Source organism: Larkinella knui (assembly GCF_003858645.1).
Lineage (GTDB): Bacteria > Bacteroidota > Bacteroidia > Cytophagales > Spirosomataceae > Larkinella > Larkinella knui.
In genome coordinates this window covers 369,251-387,476 of sequence record NZ_RQJP01000005.1, presented here as the reverse complement: position 1 = coordinate 387,476, position 18,226 = coordinate 369,251, and the positions used below count along the sequence as shown (strand labels likewise).

Here is an 18,226-nt window from a genome sequence, read left to right as displayed (position 1 = left end):
TTTGGTGTTGCTAAATTCGATGCGTTAGAGAATGCGTTCATTGAAGTACAGTTACGGTAAGACATTTCAAAGATACAAATCCGGAAATAAATTAAGTAATACTACTTAGCAATGTTATTATTCGGTAGTAGTTTTAGCTTCAAAAAAAGCCCTCAAAAGGGTTTAATACGCACTAAAAGCTGAATTCTCAGATATATTTTCCTATTTTATCAGACAACACCACATTCGTATGATCCCATTGTCTTTTTTAAGGCTGTCCAGGTTCATGCAAAAAGCCTGCCTCCAAAGGAAGCAGGCTTTTCAGTTAGTCCAGGTTATTGAATTGATTGATCGATGGCTACTGTTTCAAAATCTTCAGGGTTTTCGCCGGGCCTTCACCGCGTTGAATCCGCAGGAAATAGACTCCCCCCGGCAACCCATTCGCTGGAATCGTCAGGGTAGCTTTTCCGGCTTCACGATGGGTATCCTGATCCGAAACCGGCAGTTGCTGTCCCGTCGGGGAAACAATCGAGAACCGGTATGGTGCCAGCGGAACCAGCGGCTCGCCGGAGTCCGACGGCAAATTGACCGTCAGTTGATCCCGGAAAGGATTGGGATAAACACCCCATACCGCGGATTCGGGAGCAGGCAGGGAATTGGACACGGCCGTTTCGGCATTCTCCCGCTTGCCGGAGCTTCGGATATAAAACGTAATGAGTCGTGTAACGAGTTGATTGCCTGTCGCATTCGGATTTTTGAAACCGGTCACTTTCAGCATATAGATTCCAACCAGGGGCGGAATTCCTCCATTATCACCCAAAAGAGCCCAGGGCGCAAAATTTTCCTGAAAAGTGACATTTTTGGGTCCGGTCAGTTCAAATTTGACGCTCGACACCTTCGTCTCTATTTCGAAGAAAATGTTGATCATGGCCGGCAACGCATTGGCCATCAGCACCGTTTCCTGATTCAGCTCCTGGATGTAATTTTGCGGTTCCGGTCCCTTTCCGGCCTTGTACAGTTTGATGACAATATTTTCCTTTACCGTCATGTTGTACGTAATGGTCACGGAAGCGGCTTTGTTATCGACGGCTTTTACACTAACCGTAACCGTTTGGCTGGTTGTGGGCACACCACTAATGACGCCGGTCGTTTTGTTGTACGTAAGCCCTTTGGGTAAATTCGTTACGTCGACAGAAGTAATACTGCCATCCGGATCCGAAAAGTTTTGCTTACCGATGGTGTAGGAATAGGCGATGCTTACCGTTGCCGTCTGGCCGGGAATTTCCCGGATCAAAACCGGGGTCTGATTCGGGGCCTCAGAAACGGGAGCGGGATCGACCGTCAGTCGGAAAGTCGTCGTGACAGAACTGCCCTGATTGTCGGTTGCCTTCAGGGTTACAGTTGTCGCCGAGGGGGCCGTGGGCGTACCGCTGATGACCCGGTTCGCCGGCGTATACACCAGGCCGTTGGGCAAACCGCTCACCAGTTCGATGGTCGCTATGCTGCCATCCGGATCGGTAAAGACATCGGCTCCCAGGGTGTAGGTAAAGAGCTGCCCGGCGGTGGCCGTCTGATCCGGAATAAGACGGCTAACCTGGGGGGCCTGGTTCTGCGGGGCAGATGGAGCCGCCAGCACCACCAGCTGGAAAGTAGCCGTTACCGTTTCTCCGTCGTCATCCGTGGCGACAACCGCAATGGTTGCGGTTTCGGGCTGGGTCAATGTGCCGTTGATCGTGCGGTTGCCCGGTGTATAGATCAGGCCATTGGGCAAACCGCTAACGTCGATGCTGGCAATGGTACCGTCCACATCGGTAAAGGTTTCAAGCGGAATCTGAAAGTTGAAGGATTGCCCAACGATGGCCGTCTGGTTGGCGGGAGCCTGCGCGATGGTCGGTGCCACGTTCACATTCGGTATGGGAGCCGGTTTGGGAATTTCCTCGACCAGTGCATTGACCACTATTTTAAACGTAGTAGCCGCCGACGCACCCTGCGAATCCGTTGCCTTTACGGTAACGGTTGCCGTTCCGGCACTAACTGGCGTTCCGTTGATGCCGCGATTATCCGGATTGTACGCCAGTCCTTCGGGTAATCCACTCACCTGAATACCGGTCAGGTTGTTATCAGGATCGGTAAACAGACCGGCGGAGAGGGTAAGGGCAAACGGTTGTCCAATCAGGACGGTCTGATCAGGAATGGTTTGATTGACAACCGGCGGGCGGTTTGGCGGAGCCGCCGAAACCACCACCGTCACCAGGGCGGGCGTATAACCTCCCTGCCCATCCGAGACAATCAGACTGGCCGTAAACGTGCCGATCTGGGTGGGAGAACCGCTAAAGGTACGGCTTGCCTGGTCGTAGTTCAAGCCCACTACCCCGCCGGTCATGGCATAAATCAGCGTCTTGCCGTCGTCGTGCGTAAACTCCGGGATCGTATACGAAAATGGGCTGTTGACGTACGCGTACTGAACAGGAATTGGAACAGCTACCGGCGGTTTATTGGCTGGATCGGCTGGTTGAGCCGTACTGGACGGACACGTCAGGGTTGTGGGCGAACCTTTCAGATAATAATCCGAATTTTCGATCCGCATGGTAATGACGTGCGGCTTGTTATCCTTTATACTGGCCGGGATCAGGAACTGATAGCCGTGCATTCCATTGCCCTTTTTAGCAGCCACCAAATCCGGCCGGAGAACGTTGGCCGTAAAGGTGCCGATCACCGTAAGACCGTCGAGCACTTCCACGGGCATCGGCGTATTGGGTAGATTTCGATCCCAGACCCAGCCCCAGATGTCGCCCTCGCAGTTGTACTTATCCAGATAGCCCTCAAAATTGCCCGTTCGCTTCGTCGCTACAGGCGCTTCACGGATGGTCACCGGCAAAAGAGTCGTAGACACCACCGCTGACAAGTCAGTTGCCGAGTAGGTCAGCGAAAACACCCCGGCGGTGGTAGGCGTACCGCTGAGGGTACTGGTTTCCGCCGAGTAGGTCAATCCCGGCACCACGTCTCCTAATTTATGAACCAGTGGTTCGGCGTCCGGGTCCGTAAAGGGGGGCAATGTATACGAAAATGGCTTGCCGACCTCCCCGGTTTGCGCAGTCAGAATGGGGGCCACCGGCGGACGGTTGGTTCCAACCGGATCGTTAACCGTCAGCCGGAAACTCCCGGTAACGGATGCCCCGAGATTGTCGCGGGCGGTGAGTGTCACGATCGACGCTTCCGCACGCGTGGGTATACCGCTAAATTCTCCCCCTGCGCTTGCCCATTGAATGCCTTGCGGCAAACCGCTCGCTTCTACGCTCACAATTGAGCCATCCGGGTCGGTGAAGGCCTGGCCAATCGAATAACTGAATGGCTGGCCCACCACTGCCGACTGGTCGCTCAGCGGCTGATTCAATACGGGTACGGTATTGATCACCGGCGGTTCGTTCCGGAGCAAATCTTCGTCGAGGTCGATCCGTACGGGTTTGTTTCCGTTCTGCGCATACCGCTGGCTCCACCGCTCCTGAGCAATTGAATTTGACTTCAGTATATCGGATAATTTATACCCGACTGCGGCACCCGCGGTTTGTACCTGAGTAACCGGCTGATTCAACAAGCCCGCATTGACCACCATTTTAACCAGATCCGATAGCTTTTGCCGGGCATCCGGACTGCCGAAATTGGCCAGTGTAAGCATCTTTGCGCCATGTTCGTAGCACTGCGCAATCTGTTCATAATACTTTTCGACCGATACCGAATTGTAGAACATGCCGTCGACGGCATTGATCATAAATGCGCCCGGCTTGAGGTTGCTCCGCACCAGATCCATCGAAAACCGGTGATTATAATCCGGTCCGTCGTTGAATTTGAGACCATCGGCCGACTGGCCAAGATTTTTGAAGGCAAACGTGGCTCGCAGCCCCGACAGCCGATCCCAGACACAACCATGCTGATTGACAACCACAATTCCGGGGTCGATACCTTTAACGGTACTGTTGATTTTATCAATGAACCCCTTGAGCTGGCGGTGCCGAAAAACATACCAGTCATTTCCCCGAACACCGATTTGTGAAGCATACGGATTGGCTTTGTCATGAGCCGGTGGCATGACCCGGTTCCACCCACTAAAGTCCGTTCCCCAGCGTTGGTTAAGTTGCGACAACGTAAACCGGGTTTGTAGATATTGACGGAAAGCTGCGAGTTCGGACGCACTGTAATCGTAGGGAACGACGTATTTGCTGCCCGTGGGAGGATCGAAAACCGGCGAATACTCGGACTCCAGAGCGGGCGAGGAAACGACGGAAAAAAACAGAAGCTGCCCCTGTTCCTGAAGATAATGATAGCGGTTGGCGGCCTCCCGCACGAACGCGCTGGCGCGCTCGATGGTGGGTCCGTGAGAAAATGAAAATTGAACGATATTCCGCTGGGTGCTGGTACTTCGGGAGCTGTCGGCGGCCTGCATCGTTTCATGAACACCCCAGAAACCGCCCAACTTATCAGCTTCACGACCCACGTGAACCCGGAGTGCAATCTTAAGGCCGACCCGTTGCGCCGTCCGGACATGGGAATCGATGACATCCCAACCCGGGCTACTATTGACAGTGGGATACACCTTGTCCCAGTTAATAGTAATCTCTACGGCATTACAACCATAGAGGGCCGAACGCTCAATGTGGTCGTCATCGATACGGGCGTCTGTTTCAAAATTAAAAATGGTTAACCCGATGTAGCGCTGGTTGTCAATAACCAGTGGCGTCTGCTGGACCGTTTTCGCAACCTGCGCGGGTGGACCATCGGTTGGTCGAGCCGCGGCAAAGGCAAACGGCCTGGAAGCAATCAGAAGCAAAGCAATTTTAATGACCTGCTTCAAAGTTTGGGCAGCAGTTTTTAAACGCGAATTGCGGACAGGTAGATTGGTAATCATAATAACGTTGAGTGATTTTTACTGTAATTCAACAAAAGAGCTTTTCGAGCTAAATGCCCACTTTTCATTCCCCCTCCCTCAAATAACCCATGTAGTGCCACAAAACTAGGTTAGTAGTCGCATCTGTTCGTCTAGTTAAATGTCTGATAATATATTTAGCAACCGGTTGTAAAATGAAGTATGCAAAAGAGGTGCCAATGAACTTATTTGTGATTTATTGGTATAAATTTTTGATTTTCAAATATTTACAGTAAGAACAAAAATCTATAATACGGTTTCATGGAAGGAAAACTTATACCGTAATTCGGTAATTATGTCTGATAATTAAGCTTGCTGAATTTCGATAATGCGCATGCGGGTTCTCTGCCTGTTGCCGGTGCAACCGCGAATGCCCCCCTCCCGACTCCGCGGCAGGATCGGATTTCTGAAGAGAATAAACCGCCTTTTCAGGCTATAGCCGAGCGAGCGGTCAATACGCCCACATTTACGCCGGTTTGCCGATAAAGCGCGATCAAGATGCCATGCCAGTGGCTTTGGAAGGAAAATTAACGGGAACTCTGATCAAAATGTAGTGAAGGATGCCCGGGCGCAACCGGACGAAAATAGCAAGTTGATACGACCGTGAACGTCGGACGCATCGCTACGATTTTTTTGCAAACTATCTACACGCTATACCTATACGTCATAACCATTCCGGCCTGGGTTTACCAAAACCGCACTTACCCAATCGAAAGGGCAACAAGCAAAACCGATGACGTTGATGGGTCCGCCTGCCAATCAATCCGCCGTATACGGTCCGCCGGTTTCGCCCCAGCCCCAAACCGGCATGGGCGCATCGGCCTGGATGGGATTGTCGGCCGACGTTGAATTCAGAACGGCAATCCGGCTCCCCCATTCCAGATACCCCAACAGCGCCGAGCGGAATTCCGGATCGTCGGGCAGACCAATTTCATCCGCACTTTCGAGCAACAGGCTCATCCAGCGACGGCGTTTTGCCTCATCCAGGTGTTTGCCAAGGTGATGCGCGATCATGCTGGCGTGGCTCCCGCCATCGGTTTCGGTATACAGTTTGGGACCGCCAAACACTTCACCGATAAAGTGAGCAACATGGCTGGCATGTTCGGGTGACATATGCCGGAAGACGGGCTCGAGTAAGTCGTCTTTCAATACTTTCTGATAAAAAAGTGTGGTCAGTTGCTCCAGCCGGTTTGTTCCGCCCAGCCAGTCGTTCAAGGTAGGAATCGTGCGTTCGTTCATAAGATTGTAGTCGAATTTGCGGAGTAAATATTGTATGGTTTTCCCATAATCTCGTCAAAAAAGGTCAGTCAAATCGCCGGGCGGTTTGCCTGACCCTTCCATTTTGGAAAACCGGTTTTTCAAAATGGAAGGGTCAAAGCGGTGACGCCTTTGATCGACCCTGCTAACAAGTTGGTTATCAGCAGATTTAAATTCGTTTTGAAACTGGCATTCGTTTGGCATTCACCCCGGCATATCAAACCTGTCTGAATCGTATGACACTCCTTCCCTTTGCCGCCGTCTTGCTTGCCCTGCTGCTCAGTGGCTTTCGTATCGCCCAGGAATACCAGCGGGGCGTTGTTTTTAGGCTGGGACGTTTTCAATCCATCAAAGGCCCCGGTCTTTATTGGCTGATTCCCTTCGTGGATCGGCAACAACGGGTCGACATTCGAACCAAAACGGTGGACCTCGAGCAACAGGAAACCATCACCAAAGACAGTGTAACGATTAAAGTCAATGCCGTTCTGTGGTTTCGGATCATTACGCCCAAAAACGCCATTATTGAAGTGGCCGACTATTATAAAGCCGTCTATCAGTTTTCAGTTACGGCCTTGCGCAACATTATTGGCCAGCACTCGCTGGACGAAGTGTTGCGGGAGCGGGAACAGATCAACAGCCGACTTCAGAGTATTGTGGATGCAACCACCGAGCCCTGGGGGATTAAAATCGAAATGGTGGAGATGAAAGATGTAGAAATACCGTCGGCCATGCAACGCGCCATGGCCCGCGAAGCCGAAGCCATTCGGGAAAAAAGAGCCCGGATCGTGAAAGCGGAAGCGGAACTGGAAGCTTCGATCAAACTGACACAAGGGGCCACGGAAATGGAAAAAAGCCCCATTGCTCTGGAATTGAGACGGATGCAAATGTTATCCGAAATTGGCATTGACAACAATACGACTACCATCGTGCTGGTTCCGTCGGACTTTACAACCGCAGCAAGAAGCTTTACCGAACTGGTGACCAAAACGAAAACTGATGAAAGCAATACCGCTCCCGGTCCGCTTTAATCCACGCGCCAGTTCGTCCAATGGATGGGGTCACGCTGTCGTTGCCAGCGTATTCAATCCGTTTCCAGTAAGGCAAAACTCTGCCGGGCGATCTCCAGTTCTTCATTGGTCGGAACGACGAGGATTTTGACACCGGCCTGGGCGGGATTGATTTCCCTCAGACCGGAACCGGAGGTTTTATTTTTATCAGGGTCCAGATGAATACCCAGAAAATCCAGATTCCGGCAAATCCTTGCCCGCATGTCCGAATCGTTTTCGCCCACACCACCCGTGAATAGCACCGCATCCAACCCATTCAGGACGGCAGCAAACGCTCCGATGTACTTTTTAACCCGGTAGGCATACAGTTCACTGGCCAGCTCAGCCGCCGGATTGCCTTCGTCCCGTAGTTTCTTGATATCCCGCATGTCGCTAAAACCGGTCAGGCCCGCCATACCGGACTGTTTATTGAGCAGCGTGTAGACCTCATCCGGGCTGTAGCCATTGGCCATCAGATGGAAAACGACGGCAGGATCGATATCGCCCGAACGGGTGCCCATCACAAGTCCGGCCAGCGGACTAAATCCCATGCTCGTATCCAGTGATCTGCCGTTCTGAATCGCCGTTATGCTGCACCCGTTTCCCAGGTGAATGCTGATGAGTTTGGCTTCCGGTTTTCGGAGCCAGGCCGCTGCTTTCTCGCTCACATACTTATGACTGGTACCGTGGAAACCATACACCCGGATTCCTTCCTGCCGGTATAGCGCTTCGGGTATGGCATACCGGAAAGCGTATTCGGGCATAGTCTGGTGGAAGGCGGTATCGAAAACCGCTACCTGTTGAGCCTTGGGAAAGGTCATTTCGGCGATTTCAATGCACGTAAAATTGATGGTATGCAGGGGCGCTAACGGAAAGTAGGATCTGATTTTTTCTTTCACTTCCGGTGTAATCAGGGTCGCCTGCGTAAACCCTTCTCCCCCATGCACAACCCGGTGCCCGATGGCGACGATCTCATCCGGATGCCGGATAACGCCAAACCGCGAATCGGATAGCAGAGCGACCAGTTTTTCAAACCCCCGGGCGTGCGAGGCAATGGGCTCATTCTGCTCAAAGACCGGATTGCCCTGCCGACTCGGCACGGTATGACGGATCAACGAATGATCGGTTCCAATTCGCTCAATCAACCCCGTACAAAGCGGTTCCGGGGCAGGCATGTTGAAGAGCTGGTACTTTAATGAACTACTGCCCGCGTTGATAATGAGAATGTACATAGTGTATGGCCGTTTCGGTTAGGGATTGTCCTGACATTGAATGGCCGTGATGACAACCGTATTAAAGACATCGTCCACCGTGCAGCCACGGCTCAGGTCATTGATGGGTTTGTTGAGTCCCTGCAACATGGGGCCAATCGCCAGGGCGCCGGTTTCCCGCTGTACGGCTTTGTAGGTGTTGTTTCCGGTATTCAAATCCGGAAAGATCAGCACGCTGGCCCGACCCGCCACGGACGAATCGGGGAGTTTCTGACTCCCCACCAGCGGATCGACCGCAGCGTCGTATTGAATGGGACCTTCCACATTTAAGTCGGGTCGTTTTTGCCGCACGATGGCCGTCGCCTGCCGGACTTTATCGACATCTTCTCCTTCGCCCGAGGTGCCGGATGAATACGACAGCATGGCAATACGGGGTTCGATGCCGAACCGGGCGCTGCTTTCTGCCGACGAAATGGCAATGTCGGCCAGTTGCTCGGCCGTTGGATTGGGATTCACGGCGCAGTCGCCGAAGACGGAAACGCGGTCGGGCAGACACATAAAAAAGACCGACGAAACCAGCGAAACACCGGGCTTGGTTTTGATGAATTGCAGGGCGGGGCGAATGGTATGCTGCGTGGTGTGAACCGCTCCGGAAACCATGCCATCGGCGTGGCCTTTGTAGACCATCATGGTGCCAAAGTAGGAAACGTCCAGCATCAGATCCCGCGCCATGTCGATGGTTACATTTTTGGTTTTACGCAATTCATACAACGTTTCGACGTAGGAAGCGTAAAGCCCGGAGCTGGCCGGATTGATGATGGGCAGGCTAGCCGGGTCCACCTGAAGGCCCAACCGCTTGATGGACGCCATAATTTCGGATTCATCACCCAGCAGCGTTATCCGGACCACATTCTGGGCCACCAGCCGGGAGGCTGCAATCAGGATGCGATCGTCGTTTCCTTCGGGGAGAACAATGTGCTTTTTCACACTCCGGGCGGTTTTCACCAGCTGGTACTGAAACATGTGCGGGGTGATGCCTTCGACGTGGAAAGTAACAATTTTGTCCTCAAGTTCCTTCGTGTTCACGTTGGATTCAAACAGGGTCAGAGCCAATTCGATTTTGGTTTTGTTATCGGCCGTAATGCGCGAGTGAATGGCTCCGATGGCGGTAGTCGTACCAAAAGTCCCTTGTTTGACCGACAGAATGGGCAACACGGTTTGCAGTCCCGAAATAAGCCGGGTAACGGGCTCATCGGGTTCGGTATCAGCCGTCAGCACCAGGCCGGCCACTTTGGGATAATTCGCCGACAAATTGGCCTGAAGCGCTCCAATGATGATGTCTCCCCGATCGCCCGGCGTAACGATCAGGACGTTTTCCTTGATGTAATTCAAGAAGTTGGGCAGCATCATCGCGCCGGTAACAAAATTATCTACCCGGTTGGAAAGCAGACTTTCTCCCAGCAGAACCTTGGCACCCAGCGCTTCGCGGATTTCGTTCATGGTGGGGCTTTGCAAGTATTTTTCCCACGGAATGACCATGAGCAGGATGTCGGCCGGTAATTGCATGCGGAGTAGCTCCCGCACGTCATCGATCTGATCGGCTTTAACCCGGTTGGCCACCAGCCCCAGCACCTGCACTTCCCGGCTGTCGAACCCTTGCAGGGCGCTCAGGGCCGAGCTGACGATCTGGGCCGTTGTTTTCGCTTCGCCACTAATCACCATCAACACGGGCGCGCCGAGGTTTTTAGCAATGGCGGCATTCGATTCAAATTCGAAGGCAACACCTTCGCCCAGAAAATCACTGCCTTCAATGACGGTAAAATCACAGGTATCTTCGAGCTTTTTATACTTGCTGATGATGGTATTGAGCATATCGCTCCGCCCCGCCGTTTCCATGCGTTGCAGGGCTTCCTGCCGCGTGAAGGCATAGGTGTCTTCGTAGGCGATGGGCAGGGAGAAGTAGTCCAGAATGGCTTCGATGTGAATTTCTTTCTGGCCGGGCCGCTGCTCGCTGATAATGGGTTTAAAATACCCGACTTTCATGGTTTTACCCAGCAGCCAATTCACCAGCCCAAGGGACACTACTGATTTGCCGGTATACGGCTCCACTGACGCGATGAAAATGGCTTTAGACATAGCACTGTATTGATTTTGTTGATCCGGCCCGCCTGAGTCGCGATCCGATCCGGAGAGGTGATCAGGCAACCGGGTATAGATATAGTAAGCCAAAAGGCCGGAAAAATGTTCGGTATACGCTTCCCAAACGGATCGGCAGAAAAAAGGATCGCTCCGATTGAAAAACCACGGCCTTGCGGCAAACATCCAGCGAGACGAGGGTGGAAATTGCCTGACGGCTTCTGCTGGCCAAAGTCATTTTGCCTGCATTTTAAAAAGTATAGCGGTCATCACCCCACAGATTTTCGAAAAAGTTTGTCAAAAAAGGTAAAAAATCTACTAATGGTTAGTTCTGTTCTATTTTCAGCCCATCGAACGCCGTAGACTTGCCCCCAACTACCATCTCTGTCCTTTCTAAATTGCCAATTGTACTAACCCGGTTATGAAACGGAGACTGTTTATTCGAAATACGAACCTCATGGGCGCGCTGCCCTTTACTTCAGAGCTGGTAGCAGGAGATTCCTCCATTCTGGCGTGCCGTGAACAGGAAGTCAGGGCGGCTGCTTCGGCCCACACAACTCAAGCAACACAGGCTGCCGGAACAACCCCGAACGGTTTTCCGGCCTTATTCCGGGCGCGGTCCGGCCCCGGATCCGTGGCCAAAACGGGGCCGGAATCCCGACGGGATGCGGTATTGCCCCGCTACAGGCTACGTACCTTTCGTTTCCTGCTGCTAGTTGGCATAACCGTCCATTTTGAACTGACGGCGCAAACCGTGCCCACCAAGCAAGTCCGCACTCAGCAACAAGCCTGGCTGGGCTATTTTAACCAAACCCGGTTGAGCAATCGCTGGGGAATCTGGCTTGATCTTCATGCCCGCCGTACCGATCATTTTCTGGACCGCTGGAGTACGCTGATTGTTCGTCCGGGGATTACCTATTACGTGTCCGACCAGATTCGGCTCACCGCCGGTTACGCCTACGTCCGTCTTTATCCGGCGGTTGCGCCCATTGGGGATGCCGATCCGCTGGTTCGACCCGAACATCGTCTCTGGCAGCAGGTCAACTGGCAGAGTCATTATAAACGCCTGCACCTCAACCAGTGGATACGGCTTGAAGAACGCAATATTCACAAAACGCTCGGTACGGAGCTGGCCGATGGGTATACGTTCAATTTCCGCTTTCGGTATATGATTACCGTCCAGGTCCCGCTCAAGGGAGACACGCCGAAACCCGGCGTACCCAATTTCGTACTTCAGGATGAAATTCACATCAATGCCGGCAAGCAAATCACGTATAATTATTTTGACCAAAACCGCTTCTTTGTTGGTCTGGCTTACCCGTTCAGCAAAACGTTTACGGCGCAGTTGGGTTATATGAATCTGTATCAGCAGCAGGCGTCGGGGAATGCGTTTGTCAACAACCACGCAATCCGGCTGTTTTTATTTCATAACCTCAATTTGACCAAACCGTAAGTCGAATTTTGTTCCCTTATTAGTCAGCCGGGCAAACGGTCGAATTGCGGGAAGGCCAGTTCCGTTCAATGGTTACCAGTAGGAATACCTTTGGCAGTTGGACGGTTTACCAGCATTGGAACATGAAAATAGCTACTTACAATGTCAATGGAATTATCAGCCGCTTACCCGTTCTTCTGCGGTGGCTGGCCGAAACAGCGCCAGCTATCGTATGCCTGCAGGAGTTGAAAGCACCACAAGAGAAATTTCCCGAAAACGCGCTGCGGGATGCCGGTTATCACGCCCTCTGGCAGGGACAGAAGAGCTGGAATGGAGTCGCTATTCTCGCCCGCGGTGGTCCGATTCAGGAGGTTCACCGATCACTTCCCGGCGACCCGGAAGATACGCAAAGCCGGTACCTCGAAGCCATCGTCAGGGGTTTACGGGTTGGTTGTCTCTACCTGCCCAACGGAAATCCGGCACCAGGGCCCAAATTTGACTATAAACGCCAGTGGTTTGAGCGGTTAAAGGTGCATGCAGCCCAACTGCTAAACGACGCGGCACCGGTGGTCTTAGCCGGGGATTACAATGTTATTCCGACCGAAAAGGATGCTTACAAACCCGAACGATGGCTCGATGATGCCCTGTTCAGGCCCGAAACCCGGGCGGCTTTCAAAACGCTGATCGATCAGGGATGGACCGACGCGCTGCGAAAGCTCCACCCTGATGAGCAACTGTATACGTATTGGGATTATTTCCGGAATGCCTACGGTCGGAATGCCGGATTGCGGATCGACCACTTACTGCTCAACCCACGCCTGGCCCGTCATCTGGTCGCTGCCGGGGTCGACCACCAGGTTCGTGGCTGGGAGAAAACCAGTGATCACGCTCCCACCTGGATTCAGCTCGCTGACGGATGGGAGGAATGACTTTGAACGAACTGGTTCATGGTTGCCGTCCCCTGGTCGACTTTCTGCACGGACACTTCGAACTTCGGCAAGTCGATTTTTGCCAGAAGCTCTTCTTCCAGCAAAGCGGCCCATTCGGTCAGATACAGGATGACATCATCGCGGTGGTTGTGGCGCAGGAAGCGGTTTTCGATCGGCAGACGCGACAACACCCGCCGGTCAGCTAGTTTTTCAAGATTTTTCAGATCTTCCAGCGAAAGGCCAGCCTGCAACATTTCGCTGATAACCAGATCAATGGGCATCAAGCTGGTAGGACAGTAGTCGGCCACCTGCTCGTTCCAATCGCCGTAGCGCTCCATGGCGTAGGCATGAATCTGACCTTTCGAGAGTTTGGTGAGTTCCTGAGCGAGATTGCCGCAGTTGCAACCGCCCATGTGCCCCCATTCATACGGAGCGCCTTCACGCAGTTTCCGGGCTGTTCGCCGTAAGGCGTCGATAAGCGGGAGATTCGGTCGTGCCATAGTCGTATCTGATTTGTGGGATACCAACCCAACGGATTGTGATTCATTTTTGTTTCAGTCGAACAAGTCCATCCCGACAGAAAGAACGTTAGCTACTTTTTCGGCGATCAGGCTTTCCTGCGAACCCGCTCCACTGCCCAAACAGCCTACCCTTTTGGCACAAAGATGCCAACTTGCGTCAGGGTGTTTTTGACAAAGTTAGGCGATTGCCTTATCCGAATCAACCCCATACCCGGTCCATCTCACACCCGCCTTCTTTCAAATTAAGGCGGTATTTTGACCCCGTTCGCCTTTCAATACGCAGCGGCCAAACCCAGCAGGCGGCAGGGTTCGACACCCTGCAAAAGCCGACTCAGAGTGGAGTCGGCTTTTGCAGGGCATGAATTCCGGTTTAGTTAAAGGCAACCAGTCGGGAAACGGCGATGGTTTGCCGGGTGGTGGCCAGTGTTAACGCCTGCTTGGTCGTTTCTACCCCATTGGTGATAACCACCTGATAGAGGCCGTCGGGCAGCGCACTGATGTCTAAAAGTAGACGAGCCGTTTGCTGACGTTGGCCTACCTGTTCAACGAAAAGGTCGGTGCCCGCCTGATTGGTCAGCCGAATCACCACCGATCCGCCGGTTTGTTTGTCCAGCGCAATCCGGAGTTTGCCTTCGGCCGTGGTATACATGCCACTCTGAAAAGCCGCAACATTCTTGGGCCGGCCGATGGGTTTGTTGCTTTCAGCCCAAGAAGCCGAGCAGGTAACGACAGTCAATGTAAAGGCAACGAGCAGGGAGTTGAAGAGCGTTTTCATGGCGTATGAAGTTTAGTTTTTGTGTCCGTTTGAATGAATCAAAGGTCGGCTTCAACGCCCGAAAAGGGTGTCACAAATGAGTCAATCCCTGCTACTTTTGGGAACGTGCGGAAATAACCCAAACGGGACAAATCAGAAGGAAACCGGAGGAGCCCAAACCGCTGATTTTCCGGTGCGGACGGGGTCAGGTTGCCGGTCAGTAAAAACTTTGGGCATGATGCCGGAGGAATCGGTATCTTGTCTGCCAACCCTAAAACGCTCGAAACCAATGGAATTAACGGTCGTTCGGAAGTTTTTCACCGACATATCAACTATTTCGGAGTATTCAGTCAACGGAATCGTTACCGGTTTTTTTCTGGAAGATCGCGACCGTGGATTGAGTACCGAAACGCCATTGCTTCAAATCAAACAAATCAAGGTTTTTGGGAAAACCGCCATTCCGGTTGGTCGCTACGAGATCGCGGTAAATTTCAGCAATAAGTTCAAAAAATTTCTGCCGCTGCTGGTCAACGTACCCGGTTTTGATGGCATCCGAATTCATGTTGGCAATTTTGAAGCCGACACACTGGGCTGTTTGTTACCGGGCACGGATCGGCAGAAAGACATGGTGCTCAATTCGAAAAAGGCGTTCAATGCCTTGTTTTCCCAACTGATGGCCGTTATAAAAAAGGAGAAAATATTCATTACGATCATTCGGGACGAGGAAGCTTTCCTGGCATTTTCGGCAACAGAACCTCCTGTAAACCAACCGGTTTGAGCGAAACCATTCCGGTAACCAAAAATAAAAAAATCTAGGCAGGAGCACTAAACCGGCTCTGGTATTCAGTGGGCAACTGGCCGAACTGGTCCCTGAAACATTTGGCAAAATAAGAGAGGGAGTTGAACCCTGCTGCATATGCCGCACCTGGCGCGTCACGACGATGGCCCCAATGACGAAAAGCTGCGTAATGAAAAACTGCCCGACCACCAGCCCGCGCCGGACCGACACCCCGCCGACCTGCTGCTCAACGTGACGACTCCCGTCCGTGCCGGTACACAAATCGAAACCGATTATACCTACAGCCTTCACTCCCGGACTAGCTTACCAGCATGGCCGAGGCCCGATGAGGTTATCAGACGGGAAATGCGTAGGAAAAGGCTATTTTTTAGTTCAGGCTAAAACTGTCTTTCGCAACACCGGATCGAAATTAGCGTTGAAAGCATACGTACATTTTTACGCATCAAACCTAAAATCGTATGCAACAACATGTCACCAACGCCCTGCTAAAAACCATTTTGCCGATGGTTTGCCAGACGGCAGCCTCGCAGCAGGTTATCTTGTCCAACCAGGCTCGGCTGCTCTCGCTTTTAACCAATAGCGATTACAACGCGATTATGCAGGAACAACAGCAGCTTATTGAAAGGCACGGGCAAAATTTAATGGAAATGGCGCTGCGCGAAGTCAATAAATTAACCGATGAAATTTAAGCTCAGCCCCAGTTAGCCGGGGTGTTTTTCCGGATTGGCCTTCACCCACTGCTCATGCACACCGCCCCTGCTGCGGTTATTCACTTCGCAGGCTCTTGACCGGATTCATCAGGGCGGCTTTCAGGCTTTGGAAACTCACCGTACAGGCGGCCACGAAAAGGGTTGTCAGCATGGCAATTGCAAAAATACCGGGACCCAGTTCGATCTTGTACTGGAAATTTTGCAACCAGCGGCCCATCACCCACCAGGCCACGGGGGCCGCCACCACAAAGGCGACCAGAATCAATTTGGCGAACTCCTTGCCAAACAGCCATAAGATGCTACCCAGGCTGGCGCCCAGCACTTTCCGAACCCCAATCTCTTTGGTCTTTTGAGCGGCCATGAACAGGACTAATCCGTACAGACCCAGACAGCCGATGAACACGGCAATACCAGCGAAGAAATTGACCAGCTTCGACATGGTTTGTTCCTGCTGGTAGCTGCGTTCAATCTGGGCATCGACAAAGTGATGGGTGAAATAGCTGTCGGGATAAACCTGGTTATAGAACTTTTCCAATTGACTAATGGCCCGTTGGAAATTGGCCGTTTGCAGTTGCAAATTGGCCGCGTAATACCGGGCCGACCGGGTGGTCAGGAAGAGCGGAGCGATGGTACGCCGGAGGGCCTCCTGATTAAAATCTTTCACCACGCCCACAATTTCCAGGGTTTTTCCGTCTACCCCCAGCGGTTTGCCTAGTACCTCAGCCGGGTTTTTGGCCCCTATTTTGCGAACGAACGATTCATTGACCAGCGTTTCGCGGGAGGTATCCGACGGATACAGGTTTCGGCCAGCCGCGAGTTTTATGCCGTACAGATCCAGGTAATTGGCGTCGATGTATTTCCGCTGAATGCTAAAATCTTCCTGTTTCGGCCGGTTGTTGTAGGTCAGGCTGTTGGAACTTACCCACCCCGATTGCGGGGCTCCGCTCATCGAGTAGCTAAATTTCTCCACCTCCGCCATACCGCTCGCCAGATTCCGGAACGTATTGAGCTTGCTAATATCCTGATTGGGCACCGAGGGCAATTCGACCATCAGGATCGCATCCTGGCGGAATCCCAGGTCTTTATTCTGCACAAACTTCAGCTGAGTCGCCACGACGATCATGCCGATGAGCAGCATTTGGGAGATGGCAAACTGGGTGATTACCAGACCCCGGCGGACGGAGAAACCGCCGATCTGCTGCAGGTTGATTTTGCCCGTTAAGGCCGTAACGGGCCTGAATCCGGCCAGCACCAGGGCCGGATACACGCCCGACAATACGATGACACTCACCACCAGCGCGAGTAGATACCCGATCACGGACGCATCAAAGTAAAACGTGAACTTAAACGCCCCATTCAGATACTCCTGCACCAGCGTCTGGCCCGTCTGAAACAAGCCGATCGCGATCCCCGTTGCCGTTAACGTAATCAGTGCGGTTTCGCCCATGAACTGCCAGAATAATTGCCCCTGGGTGCTGCCCATCACTTTCCGGACGCCCACCTCCCGCGATCGCCGGAGGGCCTGCGCCGTCGCTAAATTGACGAAGTTGATGCTGGCCGTAATGATCAGAAAAATACCAATCAGGAACAACGAAAGAATCAGGCCTTTACTCACCCCGCCGTGGTCGGTCGAGAAGTGAATGTCGCGGAGGGGCTGCATCGGAAACCGGGTATCCTTGACGCCATCCGGCTTGTATTTCCTGATGAAAGCCATCATCTGCCGGTCCCAGTCGGCCTGGGTAAAGGCATCGTTGAGCAACACAAAACACTGCGTACTGCTGTTGGTATTGCCAAAATCTTCGTCCATCCCACCCTTGTATTCTTTCAAACTGGCCCAGGACGGCATGATTGAATACGGAAAATCGGTATTGTCCTTGTAATCGGCGAAAATACCGACAATCCGGGCGTTCAGACGACCACCAAACCGGATCGTTTTGCCCACTACGTTATCGGTGGTTCCAAAATATTTGCGGGCATTTTTTGCACTGATCACGACGGTGCCGGGTTGGCTGAGATCGGTGGGTCCACCCGCAATCCAATCGTAATCGAAAATGCGGAAGTAAGAGGGCTCCACAAACGCAGCCAGCCCTTCGGTTTCTTTAAACTTTTTGTCGGGGCCGTTCGCCACGGCCACCGCCACAATCGGATCCTCTTCCTGCTCGATCATGGCCAGTTGCTCAATATCCGGATGGTCGTTGCGCAGGGCTTTCCCAAGCGGATACGGCACTCCCGGCGTATGAAACTCGCCCTGGGGCGAAAGGAATTTCGACACCACCCGAAACGTACGATCGTAGTGCGTGTGGTGCTTGTCAACCCGGTAATGATAGCGCACAAGGGCGAAAATCAACATCGCGCAGGCCATACCCAACGCTAAACCGGCAATATTGATCAAGGTATAGGCCTGATTTTTAAGTAAATTCCGCCAGGCTATTTTGAGGTTGTTCAGAAACATAAACGTATGAAATTTGGGCCACTCAAACCGTTTGGAATTCAATGCTCAAATGACGTACCACAAAACACATCCTGAAGAG

Annotated in this window: 12 protein-coding genes; 5 read left to right on the top strand and 7 right to left on the bottom strand. The window is 52.5% G+C overall.

Features of this window, described 5'->3' with window-relative positions; all coding sequences use genetic code 11:
• Positions 1-337: 337 nt before the first annotated feature.
• Complete coding sequence (locus EHT87_RS23915) at positions 338-4,828, bottom strand: putative Ig domain-containing protein (RefSeq protein WP_185716335.1); 4,491 nt, start codon at positions 4,826-4,828, stop codon at positions 338-340.
• Positions 4,829-5,659: 831 nt separating this feature from the next.
• On the bottom strand, positions 5,660-6,139 hold the full coding sequence (locus EHT87_RS23910; protein ID WP_124909191.1) for a group II truncated hemoglobin: 480 nt from the start codon (positions 6,137-6,139) through the stop codon (positions 5,660-5,662).
• Positions 6,140-6,393: 254 nt separating this feature from the next.
• Between EHT87_RS23910 and EHT87_RS23905 the strand changes: the two genes are divergently transcribed.
• Complete coding sequence (locus tag EHT87_RS23905; protein WP_124909190.1) at positions 6,394-7,185, top strand: slipin family protein; 792 nt, start codon at positions 6,394-6,396, stop codon at positions 7,183-7,185.
• A gap of 53 nt (positions 7,186-7,238) precedes the next feature.
• Here the strand turns inward: EHT87_RS23905 and EHT87_RS23900 are convergent, their stop codons facing one another.
• Both EHT87_RS23900 and pta read right to left on the bottom strand, forming a co-directional pair.
• Positions 7,239-8,435: an acetate/propionate family kinase gene (locus tag EHT87_RS23900; protein WP_124909189.1), complete on the bottom strand. Its 1,197-nt coding sequence runs from the start codon at positions 8,433-8,435 to the stop codon at positions 7,239-7,241.
• 18 nt (positions 8,436-8,453) lie between these two features.
• Complete coding sequence (pta, locus tag EHT87_RS23895; RefSeq protein WP_124909188.1) at positions 8,454-10,550, bottom strand: phosphate acetyltransferase; 2,097 nt, start codon at positions 10,548-10,550, stop codon at positions 8,454-8,456.
• A 421-nt stretch (positions 10,551-10,971) separates the two neighbouring features.
• Between pta and EHT87_RS23890 the strand changes: the two genes are divergently transcribed.
• Both EHT87_RS23890 and xth read left to right on the top strand, forming a co-directional pair.
• Positions 10,972-12,003, top strand: coding sequence for a DUF2490 domain-containing protein (locus EHT87_RS23890; protein WP_229321307.1), 1,032 nt, complete (start codon positions 10,972-10,974; stop codon positions 12,001-12,003).
• Between the two features lie 122 nt (positions 12,004-12,125).
• Complete coding sequence (gene xth, locus EHT87_RS23885) at positions 12,126-12,911, top strand: exodeoxyribonuclease III (RefSeq protein ID WP_124909187.1); 786 nt, start codon at positions 12,126-12,128, stop codon at positions 12,909-12,911.
• Here xth and EHT87_RS23880 read toward each other — a convergent pair.
• Both EHT87_RS23880 and EHT87_RS23875 read right to left on the bottom strand, forming a co-directional pair.
• On the bottom strand, positions 12,884-13,411 hold the full coding sequence (locus EHT87_RS23880) for a hypothetical protein (RefSeq protein WP_229321305.1): 528 nt from the start codon (positions 13,409-13,411) through the stop codon (positions 12,884-12,886). The two genes, xth and EHT87_RS23880, sit on opposite strands and share 28 nt — an antisense overlap.
• A gap of 391 nt (positions 13,412-13,802) precedes the next feature.
• Positions 13,803-14,207: a T9SS type A sorting domain-containing protein gene (locus tag EHT87_RS23875; RefSeq protein ID WP_124909186.1), complete on the bottom strand. Its 405-nt coding sequence runs from the start codon at positions 14,205-14,207 to the stop codon at positions 13,803-13,805.
• A gap of 268 nt (positions 14,208-14,475) precedes the next feature.
• Here EHT87_RS23875 and EHT87_RS23870 point away from each other — a divergent pair, with 268 nt between their 5' ends.
• Both EHT87_RS23870 and EHT87_RS23865 read left to right on the top strand, forming a co-directional pair.
• Positions 14,476-14,964 (top strand): DUF5675 family protein, encoded by a 489-nt coding sequence (locus tag EHT87_RS23870; RefSeq protein ID WP_124909185.1) that lies wholly within the window; start codon positions 14,476-14,478, stop codon positions 14,962-14,964.
• Positions 14,965-15,443: 479 nt separating this feature from the next.
• On the top strand, positions 15,444-15,674 hold the full coding sequence (locus EHT87_RS23865) for a hypothetical protein (RefSeq protein ID WP_124909184.1): 231 nt from the start codon (positions 15,444-15,446) through the stop codon (positions 15,672-15,674).
• A 76-nt stretch (positions 15,675-15,750) separates the two neighbouring features.
• Here the strand turns inward: EHT87_RS23865 and EHT87_RS23860 are convergent, their stop codons facing one another.
• The gene (locus EHT87_RS23860) at positions 15,751-18,147 is read right to left on the bottom strand and encodes an ABC transporter permease (RefSeq protein WP_124909183.1); all 2,397 of its coding nucleotides are present in this window, start codon (positions 18,145-18,147) and stop codon (positions 15,751-15,753) included.
• Positions 18,148-18,226: the final 79 nt, after the last annotated feature.

Coding starts and splice junctions, on each gene's coding strand:
- EHT87_RS23910 (WP_124909191.1), bottom strand. CDS start 6,139: ATGAACGAACGCACGATTCCTACCTTGAACGACTGGCTGGGCGGAACA.
- EHT87_RS23905 (WP_124909190.1), top strand. CDS start 6,394: ATGACACTCCTTCCCTTTGCCGCCGTCTTGCTTGCCCTGCTGCTCAGT.
- EHT87_RS23900 (WP_124909189.1), bottom strand. CDS start 8,435: ATGTACATTCTCATTATCAACGCGGGCAGTAGTTCATTAAAGTACCAG.
- pta (WP_124909188.1), bottom strand. CDS start 10,550: ATGTCTAAAGCCATTTTCATCGCGTCAGTGGAGCCGTATACCGGCAAA.
- EHT87_RS23890 (WP_229321307.1), top strand. CDS start 10,972: ATGAAACGGAGACTGTTTATTCGAAATACGAACCTCATGGGCGCGCTG.
- xth (WP_124909187.1), top strand. CDS start 12,126: ATGAAAATAGCTACTTACAATGTCAATGGAATTATCAGCCGCTTACCC.
- EHT87_RS23880 (WP_229321305.1), bottom strand. CDS start 13,411: ATGGCACGACCGAATCTCCCGCTTATCGACGCCTTACGGCGAACAGCC.
- EHT87_RS23875 (WP_124909186.1), bottom strand. CDS start 14,207: ATGAAAACGCTCTTCAACTCCCTGCTCGTTGCCTTTACATTGACTGTC.
- EHT87_RS23870 (WP_124909185.1), top strand. CDS start 14,476: ATGGAATTAACGGTCGTTCGGAAGTTTTTCACCGACATATCAACTATT.
- EHT87_RS23865 (WP_124909184.1), top strand. CDS start 15,444: ATGCAACAACATGTCACCAACGCCCTGCTAAAAACCATTTTGCCGATG.
- EHT87_RS23860 (WP_124909183.1), bottom strand. CDS start 18,147: ATGTTTCTGAACAACCTCAAAATAGCCTGGCGGAATTTACTTAAAAAT.